Below are 17,970 nucleotides of genomic sequence, written 5' to 3' on the forward strand. Positions count from 1 at the left end.
GGCCATCGTGGGGTCCGGACTGCTCGTGAACGGCTACCTGGCCATCATCGCCCGCACCATCTCCGCGGCCGAGTACGCCTACTTCGGCGCCTTCTGGTCGCTCGCGCTCGTCGCCGGGTTCGGCGTATTCCTGCCCATCGAGCAGGAGACCGCCCGGTTGATGCAGGTGCCGGACCGGCCGCGCGGCCTGCTGCGGGCCGCCCTGCTGACGGCCGTCTCGCTGGCCGCCGTGCAGGTCGTGCTGGTCGCCGCCGCCGCACCCTGGCTGGCCCGCGCCTTCGGCGGCCACATGGTGAGCGTCGTCGCGTTCGCGGTGCTCTGCGTGATCAGCGCCGGGCAGTTCGTCGTCCGCGGCGCACTGGTGGGCATGGACCGGATGGACCGCTACGCGCTGGTCATGGTGCTCGACACGCTGTTCCGGGTGACGTTCGCAGGTGCCGTCGCCCTGACGATCGACGACCCCGGCAGCTCGACCTTCGCATGGACGCTCGTCGTGGCCGTCGGGCTGGCGCACGCCCCGCAGCTCCTCCTGCTCGCCACCCGCCGTGTGCGCCTGGGCACGGTGCCCGCGATGGGCACGCACACGGTCACCGTCGCCGAGGTGCGCCGGGCCGTCACCCCGCTGCTGCTCGGCTCACTGTGCGCGCAGCTGCTGCTCAACGGGCCACCGGTGCTGATCCCCGCGCTCGCGACGAACGAGGCGGAGATCACCCGGGCCGGGCAGTTCATCGCGGCGTTCACCCTCGCCCGGGTGCCGCTGTTCCTGGTGGTGCCCCTGCAGACCGCACTGCTGCCGATCCTCACCGGCCTCCTGCACTCGGGCGACCGGGTGGCGCTGCGCCGGATCATGCTGCGCCTCGCCGCCGGGATCGTCGGCCTCGGCCTGGTGGCGCTCCCGCTGGGGTACTTCGCCGGCCCACCGCTCGTCGGCCTGATCTTCGGGCAGTCGTACGTGCTCGGCGGCCGCGACATCGCCCTGCTCGCCGTCGGCGTGGCGGCCCACATCGGGCTCGTCCTCGTCACCCAGGTGCTCGTGGCCGCGGTGCGGCACCGGCTCGTGGCGTGGAGCTGGCTGTCGGGCGTCGCGGTGGCAGCCGTCATCCTGTTCACCGTCCCGGACCTGTTCCTCGGGGCCGAGCTGGCGTTCCTCGCCGGATCGGCGACCGGTTGGCTGGTCGGGACACTGCTGGTCCTGACCACCGGACGACGAGAGCGAGAACTCCAGCGTGCCTGAAGCCGCAACGGACGATCTGGCGATCGCCCTGACCTACTACTCCCCGTACGTCTCGGGCCTGACCAACATGGCCCGCGACATCGCCGAGGGGCTGGCCGCCCGCGGCCGCACGGTCACGGTCGTCACCAGCCACTTCGACTCGGGCCTCCCGCTGGAGGAGGAGATCAACGGCGTGCGGGTGCTGCGCGCCCCCGTACTCGCCCGGGTGGGCCGCGGCGTCGTCAGCCCGCAGCTCGTCGCGCTGGGCCGCCGGACGCTGGGTCGCGCCCGCGTCGCCTCGCTGCAGCTGCCGATGCTCGAGGCGGGCGCGATCGCCGCGGGCCTGCGCACGCCGCTGGTGAGCACCTACCACTGCGACGTGACGCTGCCGCCCGGCCTGGTCAACGACGTGCAGCGGATCGTCGTCGACGCCTCGAACCGCCTCGCCATGCGCCGCTCCGTCGCGGTGGCCGTGACCAGCGAGGACTACGCGCAGCACAGCCGCATGTGGTCGTCGATCCAGCCGTCGATGCACGTCGTCGCCCCGCCGTGCCCCGCGCCACCGCCCGGGCGGCCCAACTACCGCGAGACCGACGGCCCGCACATCGGCTTCCTCGGCCGGATCGTCCGTGAGAAGGGGCTCGAGCACCTCGTCCGCGCCTTCCGTGCGGTGCCCGATCCGGACGCCCGCCTGCTCCTTGGCGGCGACTACGCGCACGTCGCAGGCGGCAGTGTCGTCTCCCAGGTGCGCGCCGCCATGGGCGACGACCCACGCATCCGGCTGCTGGGCTTCGTGCCGGAAGAGCGGATCGGCGACTTCTACGCGTCGCTCGACGTGTTCACGCTGCCCTCGGTGAACGCGTTCGAGGCGTTCGGGATCGTGCAGGCCGTCGCGATGCTCGCGGGCGTACCGGTGCTGTCCAGCGACATCCCCGGCGTGCGCCAGCCGGTCGTGCAGACGGGCTTCGGCACGCTGGTGCCGCCGGGCGACGAGCCGGCCATCACCCGCGCCCTGCAGGACCTGTACACGAACCCGCCGGACCGCACGCGCGGCATCGCCAGGGCGCAGCGCGCCTTCTCGGTGGCCAACGTGCTCGATGCGTACGAGGTGCTGCTCGACAAGGCCGTCTCGCCGCGCGAACGGTGAGCACGGACCGGTACGGGGCCGACTACTACCGGCAGAACGGCCAGGCGGGCGACCGGCCCGCGCTGCGTTGGTACGCCCGCCTCGTGCGCCGCTACTGCGGGCCCGGGCCGTACCTCGACTTCGGCTGCGGCACCGGGCACCTGCTCCGGCGGCTCGCGGCGCACGGCAGCGCGGCGGGTCTGGAGGTCTCGGCATGGTCGGTGGCGGCCGCCCGCGCCACCGCACCCGGGGCGCGCGTCTACGACGATCCCGACGCCCTGCCCGACGCCGGCTTCGGCGCCCTGGTGGCCGTGCACGTGCTCGAGCACCTCGACGACGACGCCGTGTCGGCGACGCTCGCCACCTGGCGGCGGGTGCTGGTGCCCGGCGGCCGCGCGCTGGTGGCCACCCCCGATCCGGCGGGCCGCGGCCACGCGATCTCGGGTGCGCGGTGGGTCGGGTTCGCCGACCCGACGCACGTCAATCTCCGGCCGCACGCCTACTGGCGGGACCTGCTGGCCGACCAGGGGTTCCGCGTGCTGCACGAGGCCAGCGACGGGCTGTGGAACGTGCCCTACGGCCGTCGGTACAGCCCGAGAGACGTCGTCCGGGCGGCTCCGTCGCTGGCGCAGTACCTCGTCGGGCGGCTGATCCTCGCGCCGGGGTCGGGCGAGTCGTCGGTGTTCGTGGTTGAGCGAACAGGTATATGACTGAACGGTGACGACGCTCTCGCTCCCGCCCGACGAACTGCTCACCACCACGCGCTCGGTCCGCAAGCGCCTCGACCTGACCCGGCCCGTGCCGCTCGAGCCGGTGAAGGAGAGCCTGGAGGTCGCCCTGCAGGCACCCACCGGGGGCAACAGCCAGGGCTGGCACTGGATGGTCGTCACCGACCCCGAGCTGCGGTCCGGTGTGGGCGACTACTACCGGCGCTCCTTCGAGGCGTATCGCGACGGCGCGCGCCGGGCGGCCGCGGCGTACGACGACGCCGACCGGCGCGCGACCCAGGAACGCGTCGGCAGCAGCGCGCAGTACCTCGCCGACCACATGGGCGAGGTCCCCGTCCTGGTGCTGGCGTGCATCGAGGCGGGCGCGGACCTCCCCGCGGAGAACCAGGCCGGACTCTGGGGCTCGCTGCTGCCCGCGGCGTGGAGCTACCAGCTCGCCGCGCGTGCCCGCGGCCTCGGCACGGCGTGGACGACGCTGCACCTGCGCTACGAGCGCGAGGTCGCTGAGCTGCTCGGCATCCCGCCGCACGTGCGTCAGGGCGTGCTCCTCCCGACGGCCTACTACACGGGCGAGACGTTCCGGCCCGCGTCGCGCGAACCGTTGGAGACCGTGCTCCACCTGGACCGCTGGTAGCTGTTCGTCATCGCGGATTCTGACGGGCCGGCGGCGTTGCTGCGACGTACATCACTCGTTCGCCGCAGCGCCGCGTCCACGCTCCGTGTGCGTTTCCGGCGTCCGGGTACAGTTCGGACGTCACTCGTCGCGCGTAGTGCCGGTCGGTCGTTGCGCCGATCGTGACCACCACGACGCCGGCCTCCCGGCTCACCACCCGCTCGGGCGATGGGGTTGCTCCCCGCCCGGCTGAGTTCCGGACACTGACCGGGCTGCGGATCGTCGCGGCGGTCTGGGTCGTGTTGTTCCACTTCCATTTCAGTCCGCTCGACGGCGTCAACGCGGCCGTCGGCGTGCTCGGGCCGCTGGTCACGGCGGGTGCGCTGGGCGTCGACCTGTTCTTCGTCCTCAGCGGCTTCGTCATCGCCCACACCTACCTCGACCGGCTCGGGCCGGCCCTGCGCATCGGGGCGACCGCCCGCTTCGTCTGGGCTCGCGCGTCCCGGATCTGGCCCGCGTACGCGCTGGTGTTCCACCTGTTCGGTATCTGGGTGGTGGCGCGCCTGGTCTGGGGCTCGGACGACCGGATCGCGTTCCAGGCGGTGCAGCCGGTCGTCAGCCTGTCGGAGTACCTGCAGCAGTTGATCCTGGTCCAGCTGTGGGACGCGCCGTTGTTCGACGGGGTGTCGTGGGTGGGCTCGACGTGGTCGATCAGCGCCGAGTGGCTTGCCTACCTGCTGTTCCCGGTCGCCGCGCTGGTCTTCCATCGGCTGCGCGACCTGCCCGTCGCCCTGCTCGCGGCCGGATCGCTCGCGCTGATGACCCCGATCGCCTGGGCCTACCTGCTCACCGGCAGCCCCTACCACCCGTGGAGCTGGGCCGTGCGGGTGCTCTGCGGGTTCGGCGCGGGCGTGCTGGCTCACCTGGTCGTCAGCCGCCTGCAGGCCGAGGGCCGCGCGTCGGACCGCGTGCGCCGCTGGGCGTCGGCGACGGCCGCGGCACTGCCGCTGGTGATCGCCGCGGGCCTGGTGGCCGGGGAGCTGCTCGGCCCCGGCCGCGGCGGCGCCGTGCTCGTCGCCTTCCCGGTGCTGGTCGGGGCGCTGGCCCTGGCCGACCGCGGCCCGGCGATGTGGCTGGCCCGGCCGTGGGCGGTCTACGGGGGGCGCGTCTCCTACAGCCTCTACCTGGTGCACATCCCGATGTTCGAGGTGTTCTGGCTGGCCCAGGAGCACTTCCCGCACCTGCTCGGGCGGCCCACGCCGACGGGTCACGCCGTCGGGCTGGCCGTGCTGCTCCTGACGCTGCCGGCCGCTGCGCTGGTGCACGGCCTCGTCGAGGAGCCGGCCCGCCTCCGGCTCACCCGGCTCCGCCTCCGCAAGCCCGAGCCCGCCCCCGCCGCCCGGCCGATCGTCTTCATTCCGGCCCCGGTGGGCCCCGTGCGAGCCGCGTGGGGGTCGGCAACCGTCGCCCCGCAGCCCCGCCGCGGCGGTGGGGCACTGCACCGGCGCCTCGGCGCGGGCAGCCGCACGGTGACGGTCACGGAGTACGTGCAGCGCGTGCTCTGACCCGTCGGTCCATGATCGGCGGAAGGGGGACATGAGGCTCGTATATGAGCGTCATGTCCCCCGAACGCTGATCAAGCCCGCTGAGTTCAGCCGGGGTGTTCTGCCTGTTCGCCTCCGCCGGCGCGGCCGAGGGCGCGTTCACGCAACTCGCGTTCTCGGTCGACGACATCGAGACCGAGGTCGCCGACCTACGGCGACGTGGGGTGGTGTTCGAGGAGTACGACCTGCCCGGGATGCGCACCGTCGACGGGATCGCCGACATCGCCGGCAACTACCCGAGCAAGGGCACGCGGGAACGCGGCGCGTGGTTCCGCGACAGCGAGGGCAACATGCTGGGCATGGGCCAGTCGCTGCCCTGACAAACTCTGCCTTGACAGGACCGGTCAGACCGGCAGGCGGCGGAACACCGGGCGCGGCAGGTGGCGCAGCACGCTCATCACCCCGCGCAGCGGCGCCGGGACCCACACCTGCTCGCGGCGGTTGCGCACGGCGTCCACCGCCGCTGCCGCCACCGCTTCCGGGGTCGTCGACAACGGGGCAGGCTTCATTCCCTCGGTCATCCGCGTGTGCACGAAGCCGGGCCGGACGACCGTGACGCCCACGTCGTGGGGGCGCAGCGCCTCGGTCAGGCCCGTGTAGAAGGCGTCGAGGCCCGCCTTCGTGGAGCCGTAGACGAAGTTCGAGCGCCGCGGACGCTCGCCGGCGACCGACGACAGCGCGACGATCGCGCCGTGGCTCTGCTCGCGCAGCCGCTCGGCCAGCGCCACGCCGACCGAGACCGCCGCGGTGTAGTTCACCGTCGCCAGCTCTACCGCCGCGTCGACGTCCGTCCAAGCCTTCTCCCCGTCGCCCAGCAGGCCGAACGCGACCACCGCGACGTCGACGTCGCCTGCCGCGAACGCCTTGCGGACCACGTCGGCGTGCGTGTCGACGGCGCGCGCGTCGAAGTCGATCGTCTCCACCGCGCAGCCGAGCTTCTCCACCCGCACCTTGGCGGCATCGAGGCGCTCCGACGGCCGAGCGGCGAGGATCACGCGCATCGGGCGGTCCGTCGCGAACGCCTCCACGATGGCGAGCCCGATCTCGCTGGTGCCGCCGAGCAGCAGGATGCTCTGCGGGTTGCCCACGGCATCGATCATCGTCCGGTCAGCTCCAGTCGTCGTGCCATGTCGGAGACGAAGACGCCATCGGGGTCGGCCTCGTCGCGGACCTTGCGCCACTCCTCGAAACGGGGGTAGCCCCGCTTGAAGGTCGCACCGGTGGTCCGCGACTCCTTCGCCAGGTAGAGCCGGCCCCCGGCCCCGAGCACCAGCTCGTCGAGCTCGTCGCAGAAGCGGTGCAAGCCGGCCGCGACGGGGAAGTCGACCGTCACCGTCCAGCCCGGCTGGGGGAACGACAGCGGTGCCTGGTTGCCCGCGCCGAAGCGCTTGAGCACGTTCAGTCCGGACGAGTGTCGCGACGCCGCGATCCGCTCGGCGATCCGGCGCAGCGCGGGCTCCTCCCCGAACGGCAGGAGGAACTGGTACTGCAGGAAGCCTCGTGACCCGTACACCCGGTTCCAGTCGCCGAACAGGTCGAGCACCTGGTAGAAGGCCGTGATGTTCTGGATCGCGCCGCGCTGGCGGCGCGGCGCCTTGTGGTACCAGAGGTGGCTGAACGCGCGCAGCGTGGCGGGGTTGGCCAGCCCGTTCGGGAAGACGTCGGGAAAGGTGAGCAGCTGCGGGGCCTCGAACTTCAGCGGGTCGTTCCGGAGCTTGACCGGCAGCTGGTCGCGCGTCGCGAGCGATCCGCGGGTGAGCACCGCCCGGCCCAGCTTCGCGTCGGTCGTCGTGGTGTCGAACCAGGCGGCCGAGTAGCCGTACGTGTCGTCGGAGCCGTCCGTCAGCAGGGCCAGCAGCTCGTCGAGGTCGCGGGTGCGGTCGGTGTCGACCACGAAGTAGGCCGACTCCGTGCGGTGCAGCTGCACGGTGGCCGCGACGATCACACCGGTCAGGCCCATGCCGCCGACGGTGGCCCAGAACAGCTCGGCCTCGGGGCCGTCCGGCGTCAGCGTGCGGACACCGCCGTCCGCCGTGACCAGGTCCATCGACAGCACGTGGTTGCCGAAGCTGCCCTTGGTGTGGTGGTTCTTGCCGTGCACGTCCGCGCCGATCGCGCCGCCGATCGTGACCTGCCGCGTGCCCGGCAGCACCGGAACCCACCAGCCGAGCGGCAGGGCGGCGCGCATGAGCGTGTCGAGGCTGACGCCGCCGTCGACGACGGCCACGCCCGTGTCGGCGTCGATCGCGGGCGGACGGGCGAGGCCGGTCATGTCCAGGACGAGGCCACCGGCGTTCTGCGCGGGGTCGCCGTAGGAGCGGCCCAGGCCGCGGGCGATGACACCGCGGGGCCCGGCGGCCCTGACCGCCGCCGCGACGTCCGCCTGCGAACGGGGGACCGTGACGTGCGCGAGGGTCGGGGCGGTGCGCCCCCAGCCGTGCAGGCTCGCGGAAGAGGTCGGGGTGCTGGACATCGCGAGTGAGGTTACGCGCCCGCCACTCCCGCCCTTGTCGCGGTCGTGGTTCGACCGCACCCGTTCCGACGACGCAGCGCCGACTGTCGGTGCCCGTCGATACGATCCGCTCAACCGGCGGAGCACGTCGGCAACGAGGTTCGGCGGCTGGGGATCGGGTGGCCACATCGGCGCGCGCGGCGTGGGCCGCCGCTGCGACGGGCAGATCGGCGGGCGCCGGTGCCTCGCCCGGCCGTCGCGTGCCGTGGGTACCGCTCGCGCTCACCGTCGCGGCCTACCTCGCCGGCGCCCTCGCCCTGCACCACCGGCTGCTCCCGCAGCTCACCACCGCCACGGCGGGGTGGACCTCCAGCGACTCCTACCAGTTCGTCTGGTGGATCCGCTGGCTTCCGTGGTCGCTCGCGCACGGCGCGGACCCGCTCTACACCACGTACCTGCACGCCCCGCCGGGCGTGAACGGGATGTGGAACACCCCCGTCCCCGTGCTGGCCGCCCTGTTCGCGCCGGTCACGCTCACGGCAGGCCCGGTCGCCGCCTACAACGTCGCGATGATCCTCGGACCGGTCGTGTCCGGGATCGCGCTCGTCCTGGCGCTGGGGGCGTGGGTCGAGCGCTGGTGGCCACGCGCCGCCGCCGGGCTGCTCTACGGCTTCTCCCCGTTCGTCGTCGCGCACAGCTCGGTGGGGCACCTCAACCTGGTCTGGGCCGTGCTGCCGCCGGCCATGCTGTGGCTGCTGCACACCCTGCTCGCCGCACCGCGCTCGAGACCGTGGCGGACCGGCGCGCTCGTCGGGCTCGCCTTCGTGGTCCAGACCGGGATCTACACGCAGACCGTCGCGCTCACCGCCGTCGTGCTCGTCGTGCTGGCGGTGATGCTGGTGCTGCGCCGGCCCGGCGAGGCGCTGCGCCGCGCCCCCGACGTGCTGCGGGCCGCGGCGGCGTGCCTGGGCACCTACGCCGTGCTGTGCGCCTACCCGCTGTACCTGCTGCTCGCCGGCCCGGGCCGGCCCCGCTCCGAGATCCGTGAGCCGGAGACCACGAACTCCGACGCCGCCAACGTGCTGGTGCCCACCGACCTCACGGCGTTCCGGCCGGGGACGGGCGAGCTCGCCGGGCAGCTGCACACGCACTCGGGGGAGCAGGGCGGATACGTCGGGGTCGCGTTGCTTGCGGTGGTCGTGGCGGCGGTGCTGACGGCCCGCCGCCCACTCACCCGGGTCGTCGCGGCCGTCGGCGTGGTGGCGTGGGTGCTCTCGCTCGGCGTGAGCCTCGTGGTGCTGGGCGACGACACGGGCGTCGCGCTGCCCTGGCACCCGATCGAGGGCGTCCCGCTGGTCGGCGAGATCGAGACCATGCGGTTCCAGGTGGTGGTCGCGCTGTGCGTCGCGGTCGTCGTCGCACTGTGGCTCGACGGGCTCGCGGAGCGGCCTCCCGGTACCGGTCGGACGCTCGCCCTGGTCGCGACGGGCCTGGCGATGCTGACCTGGTTGCCGGCGGACGAGCAGGTCGCCACCCCCGCGGTCGTTCCAGCCTTCTTCGCCGTCGGCGCGCCCGGGCTCTCCGGCGCGGACATCGTGGAGACCTACCCGCGCACCACCGGCGTCTGGGTGGGCGGGGCGCGGCCGATGCTCTGGCAGGTCGCGAGCGGGTTCGCCTACCGGACCACCGGCGGGTACTTCATCGGCTCCGACGTCGATCACGACCTGCTGCTCGAGTCGCCGGTGACGGCCTACCAGCAGGGGGCGCTCGACGTGGCGGGCGGCTCCGCGATGCCGACGTTTGACGCGGCGATCGCGGCGCGCGACGAACTGCGCGCGCTGGGCGTGACGGCCGTGGCCGTCGTGCCGGAAGGGGCGGACGTCGCCGGGGTGCTCGACTGGACCCGCCGGGTCACCGGCCTGCCGGGAGAGCAGGTCGACGACGTGTGGCTCTTCCGGCTCGTCGCCGGCTGACCGCCCCTACCCTGGGACGGGTGACGCAGTCCCCACGCGGCCTCCGCATCTCCGACGCCGACCGTGAACGCGCCGCCGCCCGCCTGCAGCAGGCGCTGGCCGAGGGCCGCATCACCCTCAACGAGCTGGAGGAGCGGCTGACCGTGGTCTACGCGGCCCGCTACGCCGCCGACCTGCTGCCGCCGTTGGAAGACCTGCCGGGCGACGCCGTCGTCCCGGTGCAGCACGTCGCCCCGGCCGTCCCCGCCCCGACTGATCGACCGCTGATGCTGCGGCCGGGGATGGGCACGCTTCGCCGTTCGGGGCCGTGGACGGTGCCCTCCCGCATCCGGGTGCAGAGCGTGATGGGGTCGGTGATCCTCGACTTCTGCGACACCGCCGTCCCGCCGGTGGTCGACGTGTCGCTCGAGCTGGGCGCGGGCTCGGCGCGGCTGCTCCTGCCGGACGGCGCGACGGCGGACGTCGACGGCCTGGTGTCCGGGATGGGCACCGTGCGCAGCAAAGTGGCCTCGACTCCCGTGCCGGGTCGCCCGCACTTCCGCGTGCACGGCCGCAGCGCGATGGGGTCGGTCACGGTGCGGTACCGCTACCGGATGGTCGGGCACCGTTTCTGAGCGCCGACGGCCGCTTCATTGAGAAGACGGCGAGGCCAGGAGGGGGCATGGCCCCGCCGTCGATTCCATAGTCGGCCGTCGACGGGTCCTTTGTGACCGGTTCGACCAGCCTTACGGTGTTGTTCGGCCGGACGGCCGCTCGCGGGCCCGCAATCGGTCCAGCAGGGCGGCGACGGGTGATTGCAGCATGGTGGCCATGCTGCACTCGGACCGCAGTAAAGCCACCATGCTGCACTCCCGTCTCGGCCGTGCACGGCGCGGACGGCACGGCTCGGTACCCTGCTCCGGTGACCGCGACCCGCACCGAGCCCGCCGGCCTGTTCGGCCAGCTCGCGCGCTTCGTCGCCGTCGGGGCGGTCTCCGCGCTGGTCGACCTCGGCGTCTACCAGCTCCTGCTCCACCTCGGCCTGTGGGTGCACGCGGCGAAGGCGATCAGCTTCATCCTCGGCACCACCACCGCCTACCTGCTCAACCGGCGCTTCACCTTCACCGCCGCGGCGGGCGGCAAAGGACGCTTCGCCGGCTTCGTCGCGCTCTACGCGACCACGTTCGCGATCAACGTCGGGGTGAACGCACTGGCACTGGCCCTGTTGCCCGCGATACCGGCCCGTTTCACCGTGGCCTGGGTGATCGCGCAGGCCACCGCGACGGCGATCAACTTCGTGATGCTGCGGACGGTCGTGTTCCGCAGCCGCTGACGCGTCGATGGCTGGGGGCTTGACTCTCACGCCACGTGAGGCCCCAACCTGGGTCCATGACCGAGAAGGCCCCGTTCATCCTCCCTAAGCCGAACGGGGCGCTCACCGTCGGGCAGGTGGCCGACCGGTTCGGCGTGACGGTGCGGACCCTGCACCACTACGACGACATCGGGCTGGTCCGCCCGCACCGGACGGCGGCGGGCTACCGCGTCTACACCGACGACGACCTGGAGCGGCTTCGGCACGTCGTCGTCTACCGACGGCTGGGGTTCCCGCTCGAGGAGATCGCGCCGTTGCTCGCCGAGCACGCCGACGTCGAGGCGCACCTGCGCAGGCAGCGCGCCGCGGTCGTGTCCCGGCTGGACGAGATGCGTGATCTCGTCGCGGCCATCGACCGAGCACTGGAGAAGAGGATCACCGGCATGGCACTGACCCCGCAGGAGCAGAAGGAGCTGTTCGGCGACGGTTTCAGCGAGGAACTCGCCCGCGAGGCGGAGGAGCGCTGGGGCGACACCGACGCGTGGCGGCAGTCGCGCGACCGGACGGGCCGCTACGGCAAGGACGACTGGCGCCGGATCGCCGCGGAGGGCGACGAGGTCACGGCGCGCTTCGCCGCGCTCAAGCGCGCGGGCACGGCCCCGGACTCGACGGAGGCGACGGACGCCGCCGAGGCGCACCGGTCGCACATCGACCGCTGGTTCTACGAGCTCGGGTACCCGATGCACCGTGGTCTCGCGGACATGTACCTCGCCGACCCGCGGTTCACGAAGACCTACGACGACCGTGAGCCCGGGCTGGCGCAGTACGTGCACGACGCGATCCACGCCAACGCGGACCGGCACGAGCGGTGATCAGAACCGGTCGAACCGCTCCGCCCGGCCCTGCCGCAACAGCCGCACCCACTCGGCGAACCCCCGGGGGTCGTGCCGGGTGACGAGGAAGAACCAGGCGAACCGGGGGAGCTCCAGCAACCCGACGCGCCGCATCCCCGGCCTGCTCACGAGGTAGCCGCGGTTGCGGTAGGTGTAGTAGCGCTTCGTCGCGTCGTCGGGATGCTGGGCGTGCAGCCGCCCGCCGAGCATCGGCTTGAGGTCGTCCATGCCCCGGGGGTGCAGGTACGCGGCCGCCAGGCTGGTGCCGAACGGCAGCTTGGACCGCACCATGCGCCGGTGCATCTCCACCTCGTCGCCGCGGACGAACAGCCGCAGGTCCGGCACGCCGATCATCTCCAGCGCCCCGGCGCGGAACAGCGCCCCGTTGAAGAACGCGGCGATGCCGCTGAGCAGGTCGCCGTCGGCCTCGGCCGCGAGTGTGGCGCGCGAGGTGTGCCAGGTGAGCCCGCGGCGGACGGTGAAGGCGAGCCGGTCCGGGTCGTCGGCGTCGACGACCACGGGCGACACCGCGGCGAGCATCCGGCGCTGGGCGACGTCGAGCAGCGTGGCGAGGACCGTCTCGTCCGCTGCGCGCCCGTCGTCGTCGCCCAGCCACACCCAGTCGGCCCCGAGCGCGAGCGCGTGCAGCATGCCCAGCGCGAAGCCGCCCGCTCCGCCCAGGTTGCGCCACGACGGCACCCAGGTGGCCGGTATGCCGCACGTCTCCACGACCTCGCGTGCCGGCTCGTCCGGCCCGTTGTCGACGACGATGAGGTGGGCGATCGGATGCGTCTGCTTCGCCATTGCGGCCAGCGACTCGACCAGTTGCGCGGACCGGTGCCGGGTGACGACCACCGCCACGACCGAGCCGTGCGGAAGCGGGCCGACCGTGTCCACTCCTCAGCGGCCCATCTCGGCCAGCACGTCGCGCCCCTTGTAGTGGTGCAGTACCTCGCGCAGCGGGCCGTGCTCGCGGATCGTGCCGTGCTCGAGCCAGATCGCGGTGTCGCAGAGGTCGGCGAGGAACTCGTCGGAGTGCGACGCGAACACCAGGATGCCCGACCGCTCGACCAGCTCGAACAGCCGCGTGCGCGCCTTGGCCAGGAACTCCGCGTCGACCGCGCCGATGCCCTCGTCGAGCAGCAGGATCTCGGGGTCGATGCTGGTGACGACGCCGAGGGCGAGGCGCACGCGCATGCCGGTGGAGTAGGTGCGCAGCGGCATCGACAGGTAGTCGCCCAGTTCGGTGAAGGCCGCGATGTCGTCGACGCGCGCCTCCATCTGCTTGCGCGTCATGCCCAGGAACAGCCCGCGGATGAGGATGTTGTCGAGCCCGGAGATCTCCGGGTCCATGCCCACGGCGAGGTCGAACACCGGGGCGACCTTGCCGATCACCGACGCACGGCCGCGGGTGGGCTCGTAGATGCCGGACATGAGCCGGAGCAGCGTCGACTTGCCCGCGCCGTTGTGGCCCACGAGCGCCACGCGCCCGCCGCGACGCAGCGACACCGTGATGTCGCGCAGCGCCTCGATGATCGGCACTTTCGACTCCGTGCCGATCCGCCCGCCGGCCCGGCCGAGCACGGCCTTCTTCAACGAGCGGGTCTTGGCGTCGAAGATCGGGAAGTCGACGGCGGCGCCGACGATGTCGATGCGGGGTTCGGGAGCGGCGGTCGTCATCTCACACCCAGTACGCCACGCGGGAGCGGTAGTTGCGCAGGCACAGCAGCGCCACGGTGCAACCGACCACGGTGATCACCCCGACGACCGCCCAGTGCCGCCACACGATCGGCTGGCCCAGCAGCGGTTGACGCACGATCTCGACGAAGTGCATCACGGGGTTCAGCTCGACGTAGGCCGCGAGCGGGTTCGACTTGAGCCGCTCGTAGGACCAGACGATCGGGGTCATGAAGAACAGCAGCTGCGTGAGGCTCGCGATGATCGGCGGGATGTCGCGGAAACGGGTGGCGACGATCCCCGACAGCATCGCGATCCACCCGCCGTTGAGCATCAGTAGAAGGAACGCAGGAATCGCCAGCAGTGCCGTCGCGCTCAGCGGCTGCGGGAAGATGATCACCAGAAGGAGCCAGATCACCAGGTTGTGCAGGAAGAACAGCGTCTGGCGCCAGAGCAGCCGGTACACGTGCAGGCTGATCGGGGCCGGCAGGAACCGGATGAGGCCCTCGTTCGCGATGAAGACCTCGGCGCCCTCGAGGATGCAGCCGTTGATGAAGTTCCAGATCAGCAGCCCGGTGGCCACGTACGGCAGGAACGTGTGGACCGGCTCGCCGAACAGCGCGCCGTAGAGGATGCCCATCGCCGTGGCGATGACCCCCATGCTGATGCTGATCCACAGGGGCCCGAGGACGGAGCGCCGGTAGCGCTGCTTGATGTCCTGCCAGCCCAGGTAGCCCCACAGGGTGCGCTGCCGCCAGCCCTGCCCGAGGTCGCCGAAGGCGCGCTGCCAACTGCGGGAGCCCGGGACGTCCGGCAGTACCGGCGCCGTCGGCTGACCGCCGTCGTCGGCCCGGTGCTCACCGGTGGTCACGGGTTGAGCCACGGGCCGAGGGTACCGACGGCGTCCGACGGTCCGGAGCCGCACCCAGGAGCGCGGCGGCCGCACCGCACTACAGGTACTGGCCGGTCCCGCGGCCGAGACCCTCCGGCACGACCGGCCCGGGTGCACCGGCGCCCGCGGGAAGCCCGCGCCGCATCTGCTCCAGCTGGGCCCGCGCCGCCATCTGCTGGGCGAACAGCGCCGTCTGGATGCCCTGGAACAGGCCCTCCAGCCAGCCCACCAGCTGGGCTTGCGCGATGCGGAGCTCCGCGTCGCTGGGGGTGGTGTCGTCGGCGAACGGCGTGCTCAGCCGGTTCAGCTCGTCGCGCAGCTCGGGCGCCAGGCCCTCTTCCAGCTCGCGCACGGAGCTGGACAGAATGCTGCGGAGCCGCACGCGCGAGGCGTCGTCCAGCGGGGCGGAGCGGACCTCCTCAAGCAGCTGCTTGATCATCGTGCCGATCCGCATGACCTTCGCGGGCTGCTCGACCATGGCGCCGACGCCCTGCTGGCCCTGCTCGTCGCCGTCTTCGGACTGCTGGGGCACGCGGGCCATCCCGAGTGGACGCCCGTCCGGGCCGACCACCATCACGTGCTGCTCGCCGTCCCCGTCGTCGGAGCCGCCGTTGCCGTTGCCTGGCTGGGTCATACGCCCATTCTGGCCCCCGGCCCGCCGGTTCACCTCGTGGGCGTCGACAGGAGGAGCTTGCCGACCACACCACCGGCCTCCAGTTGCCGGTGCGCGTCACCGGCCCGCTCCATCGGGACCGTCGCGTGCACCACCGGCCGCACCCGCCCGTCGGCGATCATCGGCCACACCTGTGCCCGGACCCCCGCGACGACCGCTCCCTTGCCGTGCGGACCCGCCACCGGCCGTCCCCGCAGGCTCATCGCGGTGATGCCGGCGCGCTTGCGCAGCAGGGTGTTGAGGTCCAGCTCCGCCTTCGTGCCGCCCTGCATGCCGATGACCAGCAGGCGACCGTCGGCGGCCAGCGAGGCGACGTTCGCGGCGAGGCCTTTCGCGCCCATGTTGTCGAGGATGACGTCGGCGCCGTGCCCGTCGGTGGCCTTCTTGAGCTCTGCGGGGACGTCGTCGTGGTAGTCGATCACGATGTCGGCGCCCAGCTCACGGCACCGCTCGGCCCGCTGCGGCGACGCGGTGGCCACCACCCGGGCGCCCAACGCCTTCGCGATCTGGATCGCGTGCGTGCCGATCCCGCTGCTGCCGCCCTGGATGAGGAACGTCTCACCGGCCGTGAGCCGGCCCGCGGCCACGACGTTCGACCAGACGGTGCACGCGACCTCCGGCAGCCCCCCGCCCGTCACCAGGTCCACCCCGTCGGGCACGGGCAGAACCTGGACGGCCGGCACCGCGACCTTCTCCGCGTACCCGCCGCCGGCGAGCAACGCGCACACCTCGTCGCCCATCGACCAGCCCGTGACGCCCTCTCCGAGCGCCGCGATCCGCCCGGCGCACTCCAGTCCGATGATCTCTGAAGCACCCGGGGGCGGCGGGTAGTGACCCTGGCGCTGCAGCAGGTCGGCCCGGTTCACCGCACTGGCCACGACGTCGATCAGCACCTCGCCGGGGCCCGCGACCGGGTCCGGCACCTCGGACCACTCCATGACCTCCGGGCCGCCCGGCTCCCGCACCGTGATCGCGTACATGTCCGCGGACGCTATTCGCTCGTCGCAGAAGGCGCGATCGGGCACGGTGGCGAGATGCCTTGGGACCCGTGGCCCCCGCGCCGGCTCGTACTGTGCACCCCGCGGTTGGAACTGCGGCCGGACGACGACGGGGGCCTGTTCGAGCTGGCCGACGAGGCCCGGCGCGGTGTCCACGCACCTGAGGTGATGCCGTTCGTCACCGCCTGGACCGACGACGACCCGGAGAACCGGGCGCTCAACACGCTGCGCTGGCACTGGCAGAAGCGCGCCGCGTTGCGTCCGGAGTCGTGGAGCCTGCAGTTCCTCGTCCGGCTGGACGGGCGAGTCGTCGGCACGCAGGCGCTCGGTGCCACGGACTTCGCGGTGACCCGCGGGGTCCACACCGGTTCGTGGCTCGGTCTGCGCCACCAGGGCCGCGGGATCGGCACCGAGATGCGTGCGGCCGTGTTGATGTTCGCGTTTGACCACCTGGGCGCCACGCACGCCCGCTCGGCCGCGTTCGTCGACAACCCGGCGTCGTTGCGCGTGTCGGAGAAGCTCGGCTACCGCCCCGACGGCACAGAGATCATCGCCCGCCGCGGGAAGCTCGCCGAGGACGTGCGACTGCTGCTCGAGCGCGACCTCTTCCGCCGCCCCGACTGGGCACTCGAGGTCGAGGGCCTCGAGGCGTGCCTGCCGATGCTCGGTGTCAGCCGAGGTTGACGCCGCGGGCGAACGTGTCGCACTGCGCGGGGTCGCCGCTCTTGTAGCCGGTGGTCCACCACTTCTCGCGCTGCGCGGAGCTGCCGTGGGTGAACTGCGACTCGTTGACGCGGCCGCCGCCCAGGTTCGACTGGATGAAGTCGTCGCCGATCCGCGAGGCGGTGTCCAGAGCGGCGCTGACGTCCTGCTGGTCGACACCGGTGATCAGCGGCTGGCCGTCGGACGTCGGGATCGTCGTCGCGTTGTGTGCCCACACCCCGGCGTAGCAGTCGGCCTGCAGTTCGAGCCGCACCGACCCGGACGTCGGACCGCTGTCGCCGGCCTGCACCCGCTGGTTGGTGCCGAGCAGGTTCTGGATGTGGTGGCCGTACTCGTGGGCGATCACGTACGCCCGGGAGAACGAGCCGCCCTGGGCGCCGAACCGGGTCTCGAGCTCCTTGAAGAAGTCGAGGTCGATGTAGATCTCGGCGTCCGGCGGGCAGTAGAAAGGCCCGACGTCCGAGCTCGCGCTGCCGCAGCCGGTGCTCACCCCGCCGCTGAAGAAGTTGAGCCGCGGCTTCTGGAACGACTGTCCCGAGCGGGCGAACGCGTCGGACCAGTAGCCGTCGAGGGAGTTGTCGACGGCGACGACCTCGCAGTCGAGCTGCTGGTTCGCCGCCGCGCCGGTCTGGCAGGCCTGAGCGATCTGCGTGTTGTCCGCGCTCTGCCCCTGCTGGACGCCGCCGAGCCCGCCGCCGCCGCTGGGGAGCGGGATCCCGCCACCGCCTCCTCCGCCCCCGCCACCGAGCATCTGGAGCAGGAAGAAGATGATCAGGCCGACGATGCCGAGGCCACCGCCGCCGACGGCGACCCGGCCGCCCAGACCGCCGCCCCCACCGCCGGAGCCCCGCAGGTCGTCGATCGACGACGTGTCGAGGTTGGCGTTCTCGTTGAACCGCACCAGTGCCTCCCACGGCCGTCACGTGACTGCGCGCCCGAATCCCACCACACCGGTACCCGCGGCGCAGTGGTACCAGTTGTCGGGCGTCAGCGGAGATTTCCGCGCCCCGGCTAGGCTGCCCCGCGGAAGCGTGGCAGAGCGGCCGAATGCACTCGCCTTGAAAGCGAGAGTCCCGCAAGGGTCCGGGGGTTCGAATCCCTCCGCTTCCGCTGA

Annotated in this window: 19 protein-coding genes and 1 tRNA gene; 12 read left to right on the forward strand and 8 right to left on the reverse strand. The window is 72.6% G+C overall.

Going from position 1 to position 17,970, the window contains the following annotated elements; genetic code table 11:
• Positions 1-7 precede the first annotated feature (7 nt).
• The 6 genes from RM445_RS02735 to RM445_RS02760 all read left to right on the forward strand — a co-directional run bounded on the left by RM445_RS02735 (position 8) and on the right by RM445_RS02760 (position 5,604).
• Positions 8-1,234 carry a lipopolysaccharide biosynthesis protein gene (locus RM445_RS02735; RefSeq protein WP_311554333.1) on the forward strand — a complete coding sequence of 409 codons (1,227 nt, stop codon included), beginning with the start codon at positions 8-10 and terminating at the stop codon, positions 1,232-1,234.
• Positions 1,227-2,360, forward strand: a complete 1,134-nt coding sequence (locus tag RM445_RS02740) for a glycosyltransferase family 4 protein (protein WP_311554334.1) — start codon at positions 1,227-1,229, stop codon at positions 2,358-2,360. Before RM445_RS02735 ends, RM445_RS02740 begins: the two co-directional genes overlap by 8 nt.
• Positions 2,357-3,049 carry a class I SAM-dependent methyltransferase gene (locus RM445_RS02745; protein ID WP_311554335.1) on the forward strand — a complete coding sequence of 231 codons (693 nt, stop codon included), beginning with the start codon at positions 2,357-2,359 and terminating at the stop codon, positions 3,047-3,049. Before RM445_RS02740 ends, RM445_RS02745 begins: the two co-directional genes overlap by 4 nt.
• 7 nt (positions 3,050-3,056) lie before the next feature.
• Positions 3,057-3,701 carry a nitroreductase family protein gene (locus RM445_RS02750; protein WP_311554336.1) on the forward strand — a complete coding sequence of 215 codons (645 nt, stop codon included), beginning with the start codon at positions 3,057-3,059 and terminating at the stop codon, positions 3,699-3,701.
• A 161-nt stretch (positions 3,702-3,862) separates the two neighbouring features.
• A complete protein-coding gene (locus RM445_RS02755) occupies positions 3,863-5,245 on the forward strand; it encodes an acyltransferase family protein (RefSeq protein ID WP_311554337.1) in 1,383 nt (460 codons plus the stop codon).
• A 95-nt stretch (positions 5,246-5,340) separates the two neighbouring features.
• Positions 5,341-5,604 (forward strand): VOC family protein, encoded by a 264-nt coding sequence (locus RM445_RS02760; RefSeq protein WP_311554338.1) that lies wholly within the window; start codon positions 5,341-5,343, stop codon positions 5,602-5,604.
• Positions 5,605-5,628: 24 nt separating this feature from the next.
• Here RM445_RS02760 and RM445_RS02765 read toward each other — a convergent pair whose 3' ends face one another.
• Together RM445_RS02765 and RM445_RS02770 are read right to left on the reverse strand one after the other, a co-directional pair.
• Positions 5,629-6,384 (reverse strand): decaprenylphospho-beta-D-erythro-pentofuranosid-2-ulose 2-reductase, encoded by a 756-nt coding sequence (locus RM445_RS02765; protein WP_311554339.1) that lies wholly within the window; start codon positions 6,382-6,384, stop codon positions 5,629-5,631.
• The gene (locus RM445_RS02770) at positions 6,381-7,757 is read right to left on the reverse strand and encodes an FAD-binding oxidoreductase (RefSeq protein WP_311554340.1); all 1,377 of its coding nucleotides are present in this window, start codon (positions 7,755-7,757) and stop codon (positions 6,381-6,383) included. Before RM445_RS02770 ends, RM445_RS02765 begins: the two co-directional genes overlap by 4 nt.
• A gap of 158 nt (positions 7,758-7,915) precedes the next feature.
• Between RM445_RS02770 and RM445_RS02775 the strand changes: the two genes are divergently transcribed.
• The 4 genes from RM445_RS02775 to RM445_RS02790 all read left to right on the forward strand — a co-directional run bounded on the left by RM445_RS02775 (position 7,916) and on the right by RM445_RS02790 (position 11,872).
• On the forward strand, positions 7,916-9,709 hold the full coding sequence (locus RM445_RS02775) for a hypothetical protein (protein ID WP_311554341.1): 1,794 nt from the start codon (positions 7,916-7,918) through the stop codon (positions 9,707-9,709).
• 20 nt (positions 9,710-9,729) lie between these two features.
• Entirely contained in the window at positions 9,730-10,323 is a 594-nt protein-coding gene (locus tag RM445_RS02780) for a DUF1707 domain-containing protein (protein WP_311554342.1), read from the forward strand.
• A gap of 287 nt (positions 10,324-10,610) precedes the next feature.
• Positions 10,611-11,021, forward strand: coding sequence for a GtrA family protein (locus RM445_RS02785; protein ID WP_311554343.1), 411 nt, complete (start codon positions 10,611-10,613; stop codon positions 11,019-11,021).
• 56 nt (positions 11,022-11,077) lie between these two features.
• The gene (locus RM445_RS02790) at positions 11,078-11,872 is read left to right on the forward strand and encodes a MerR family transcriptional regulator (protein WP_311554344.1); all 795 of its coding nucleotides are present in this window, start codon (positions 11,078-11,080) and stop codon (positions 11,870-11,872) included.
• Here the strand turns inward: RM445_RS02790 and glfT1 are convergent, their stop codons facing one another.
• From glfT1 to RM445_RS02815, 5 genes are all read right to left on the reverse strand, one after another.
• The gene (gene glfT1, locus RM445_RS02795) at positions 11,873-12,790 is read right to left on the reverse strand and encodes a galactofuranosyltransferase GlfT1 (protein ID WP_311554345.1); all 918 of its coding nucleotides are present in this window, start codon (positions 12,788-12,790) and stop codon (positions 11,873-11,875) included.
• 3 nt (positions 12,791-12,793) lie between these two features.
• A complete protein-coding gene (wzt, locus tag RM445_RS02800) occupies positions 12,794-13,573 on the reverse strand; it encodes a galactan export ABC transporter ATP-binding subunit Wzt/RfbE (protein ID WP_311554346.1) in 780 nt (259 codons plus the stop codon).
• Between the two features lies 1 nt (position 13,574).
• Positions 13,575-14,387: a galactan export ABC transporter permease subunit Wzm/RfbD gene (gene wzm / locus RM445_RS02805; RefSeq protein WP_311554400.1), complete on the reverse strand. Its 813-nt coding sequence runs from the start codon at positions 14,385-14,387 to the stop codon at positions 13,575-13,577.
• 133 nt (positions 14,388-14,520) lie between these two features.
• Complete coding sequence (locus RM445_RS02810; RefSeq protein WP_311554347.1) at positions 14,521-15,096, reverse strand: bacterial proteasome activator family protein; 576 nt, start codon at positions 15,094-15,096, stop codon at positions 14,521-14,523.
• A gap of 29 nt (positions 15,097-15,125) precedes the next feature.
• Positions 15,126-16,115 carry an NAD(P)H-quinone oxidoreductase gene (locus RM445_RS02815; protein ID WP_311554348.1) on the reverse strand — a complete coding sequence of 330 codons (990 nt, stop codon included), beginning with the start codon at positions 16,113-16,115 and terminating at the stop codon, positions 15,126-15,128.
• Positions 16,116-16,169: 54 nt separating this feature from the next.
• On the opposite strand from RM445_RS02815, the gene RM445_RS02820 reads away from it, so the two are divergent.
• A complete protein-coding gene (locus tag RM445_RS02820) occupies positions 16,170-16,817 on the forward strand; it encodes a GNAT family N-acetyltransferase (protein ID WP_311554349.1) in 648 nt (215 codons plus the stop codon).
• On the opposite strand, the gene ypfJ is transcribed toward RM445_RS02820, so the two are convergent.
• On the reverse strand, positions 16,804-17,757 hold the full coding sequence (gene ypfJ, locus RM445_RS02825; RefSeq protein ID WP_311554350.1) for a KPN_02809 family neutral zinc metallopeptidase: 954 nt from the start codon (positions 17,755-17,757) through the stop codon (positions 16,804-16,806). The genes RM445_RS02820 and ypfJ overlap by 14 nt on opposite strands.
• A 124-nt stretch (positions 17,758-17,881) precedes the next feature.
• On the opposite strand from ypfJ, the gene RM445_RS02830 reads away from it, so the two are divergent.
• Positions 17,882-17,966, forward strand: a tRNA-Ser gene (locus RM445_RS02830).
• Positions 17,967-17,970: the final 4 nt, after the last annotated feature.

Source organism: Pseudonocardia charpentierae (assembly GCF_031845345.1).
GTDB lineage: Bacteria > Actinomycetota > Actinomycetes > Mycobacteriales > Pseudonocardiaceae > Pseudonocardia > Pseudonocardia charpentierae.

Excerpts from the sequence above, each read along its gene's own strand:
- RM445_RS02820 (WP_311554349.1), top strand. The coding sequence starts at position 16,170 with ATGCCTTGGGACCCGTGGCCCCCGCGCCGGCTCGTACTGTGCACCCCG.
- RM445_RS02815 (WP_311554348.1), bottom strand. The coding sequence starts at position 16,115 with ATGTACGCGATCACGGTGCGGGAGCCGGGCGGCCCGGAGGTCATGGAG.
- RM445_RS02765 (WP_311554339.1), bottom strand. The coding sequence starts at position 6,384 with ATGATCGATGCCGTGGGCAACCCGCAGAGCATCCTGCTGCTCGGCGGC.
- wzt (WP_311554346.1), bottom strand. The coding sequence starts at position 13,573 with ATGACGACCGCCGCTCCCGAACCCCGCATCGACATCGTCGGCGCCGCC.
- RM445_RS02770 (WP_311554340.1), bottom strand. The coding sequence starts at position 7,757 with ATGTCCAGCACCCCGACCTCTTCCGCGAGCCTGCACGGCTGGGGGCGC.
- RM445_RS02790 (WP_311554344.1), top strand. The coding sequence starts at position 11,078 with ATGACCGAGAAGGCCCCGTTCATCCTCCCTAAGCCGAACGGGGCGCTC.
- RM445_RS02810 (WP_311554347.1), bottom strand. The coding sequence starts at position 15,096 with ATGACCCAGCCAGGCAACGGCAACGGCGGCTCCGACGACGGGGACGGC.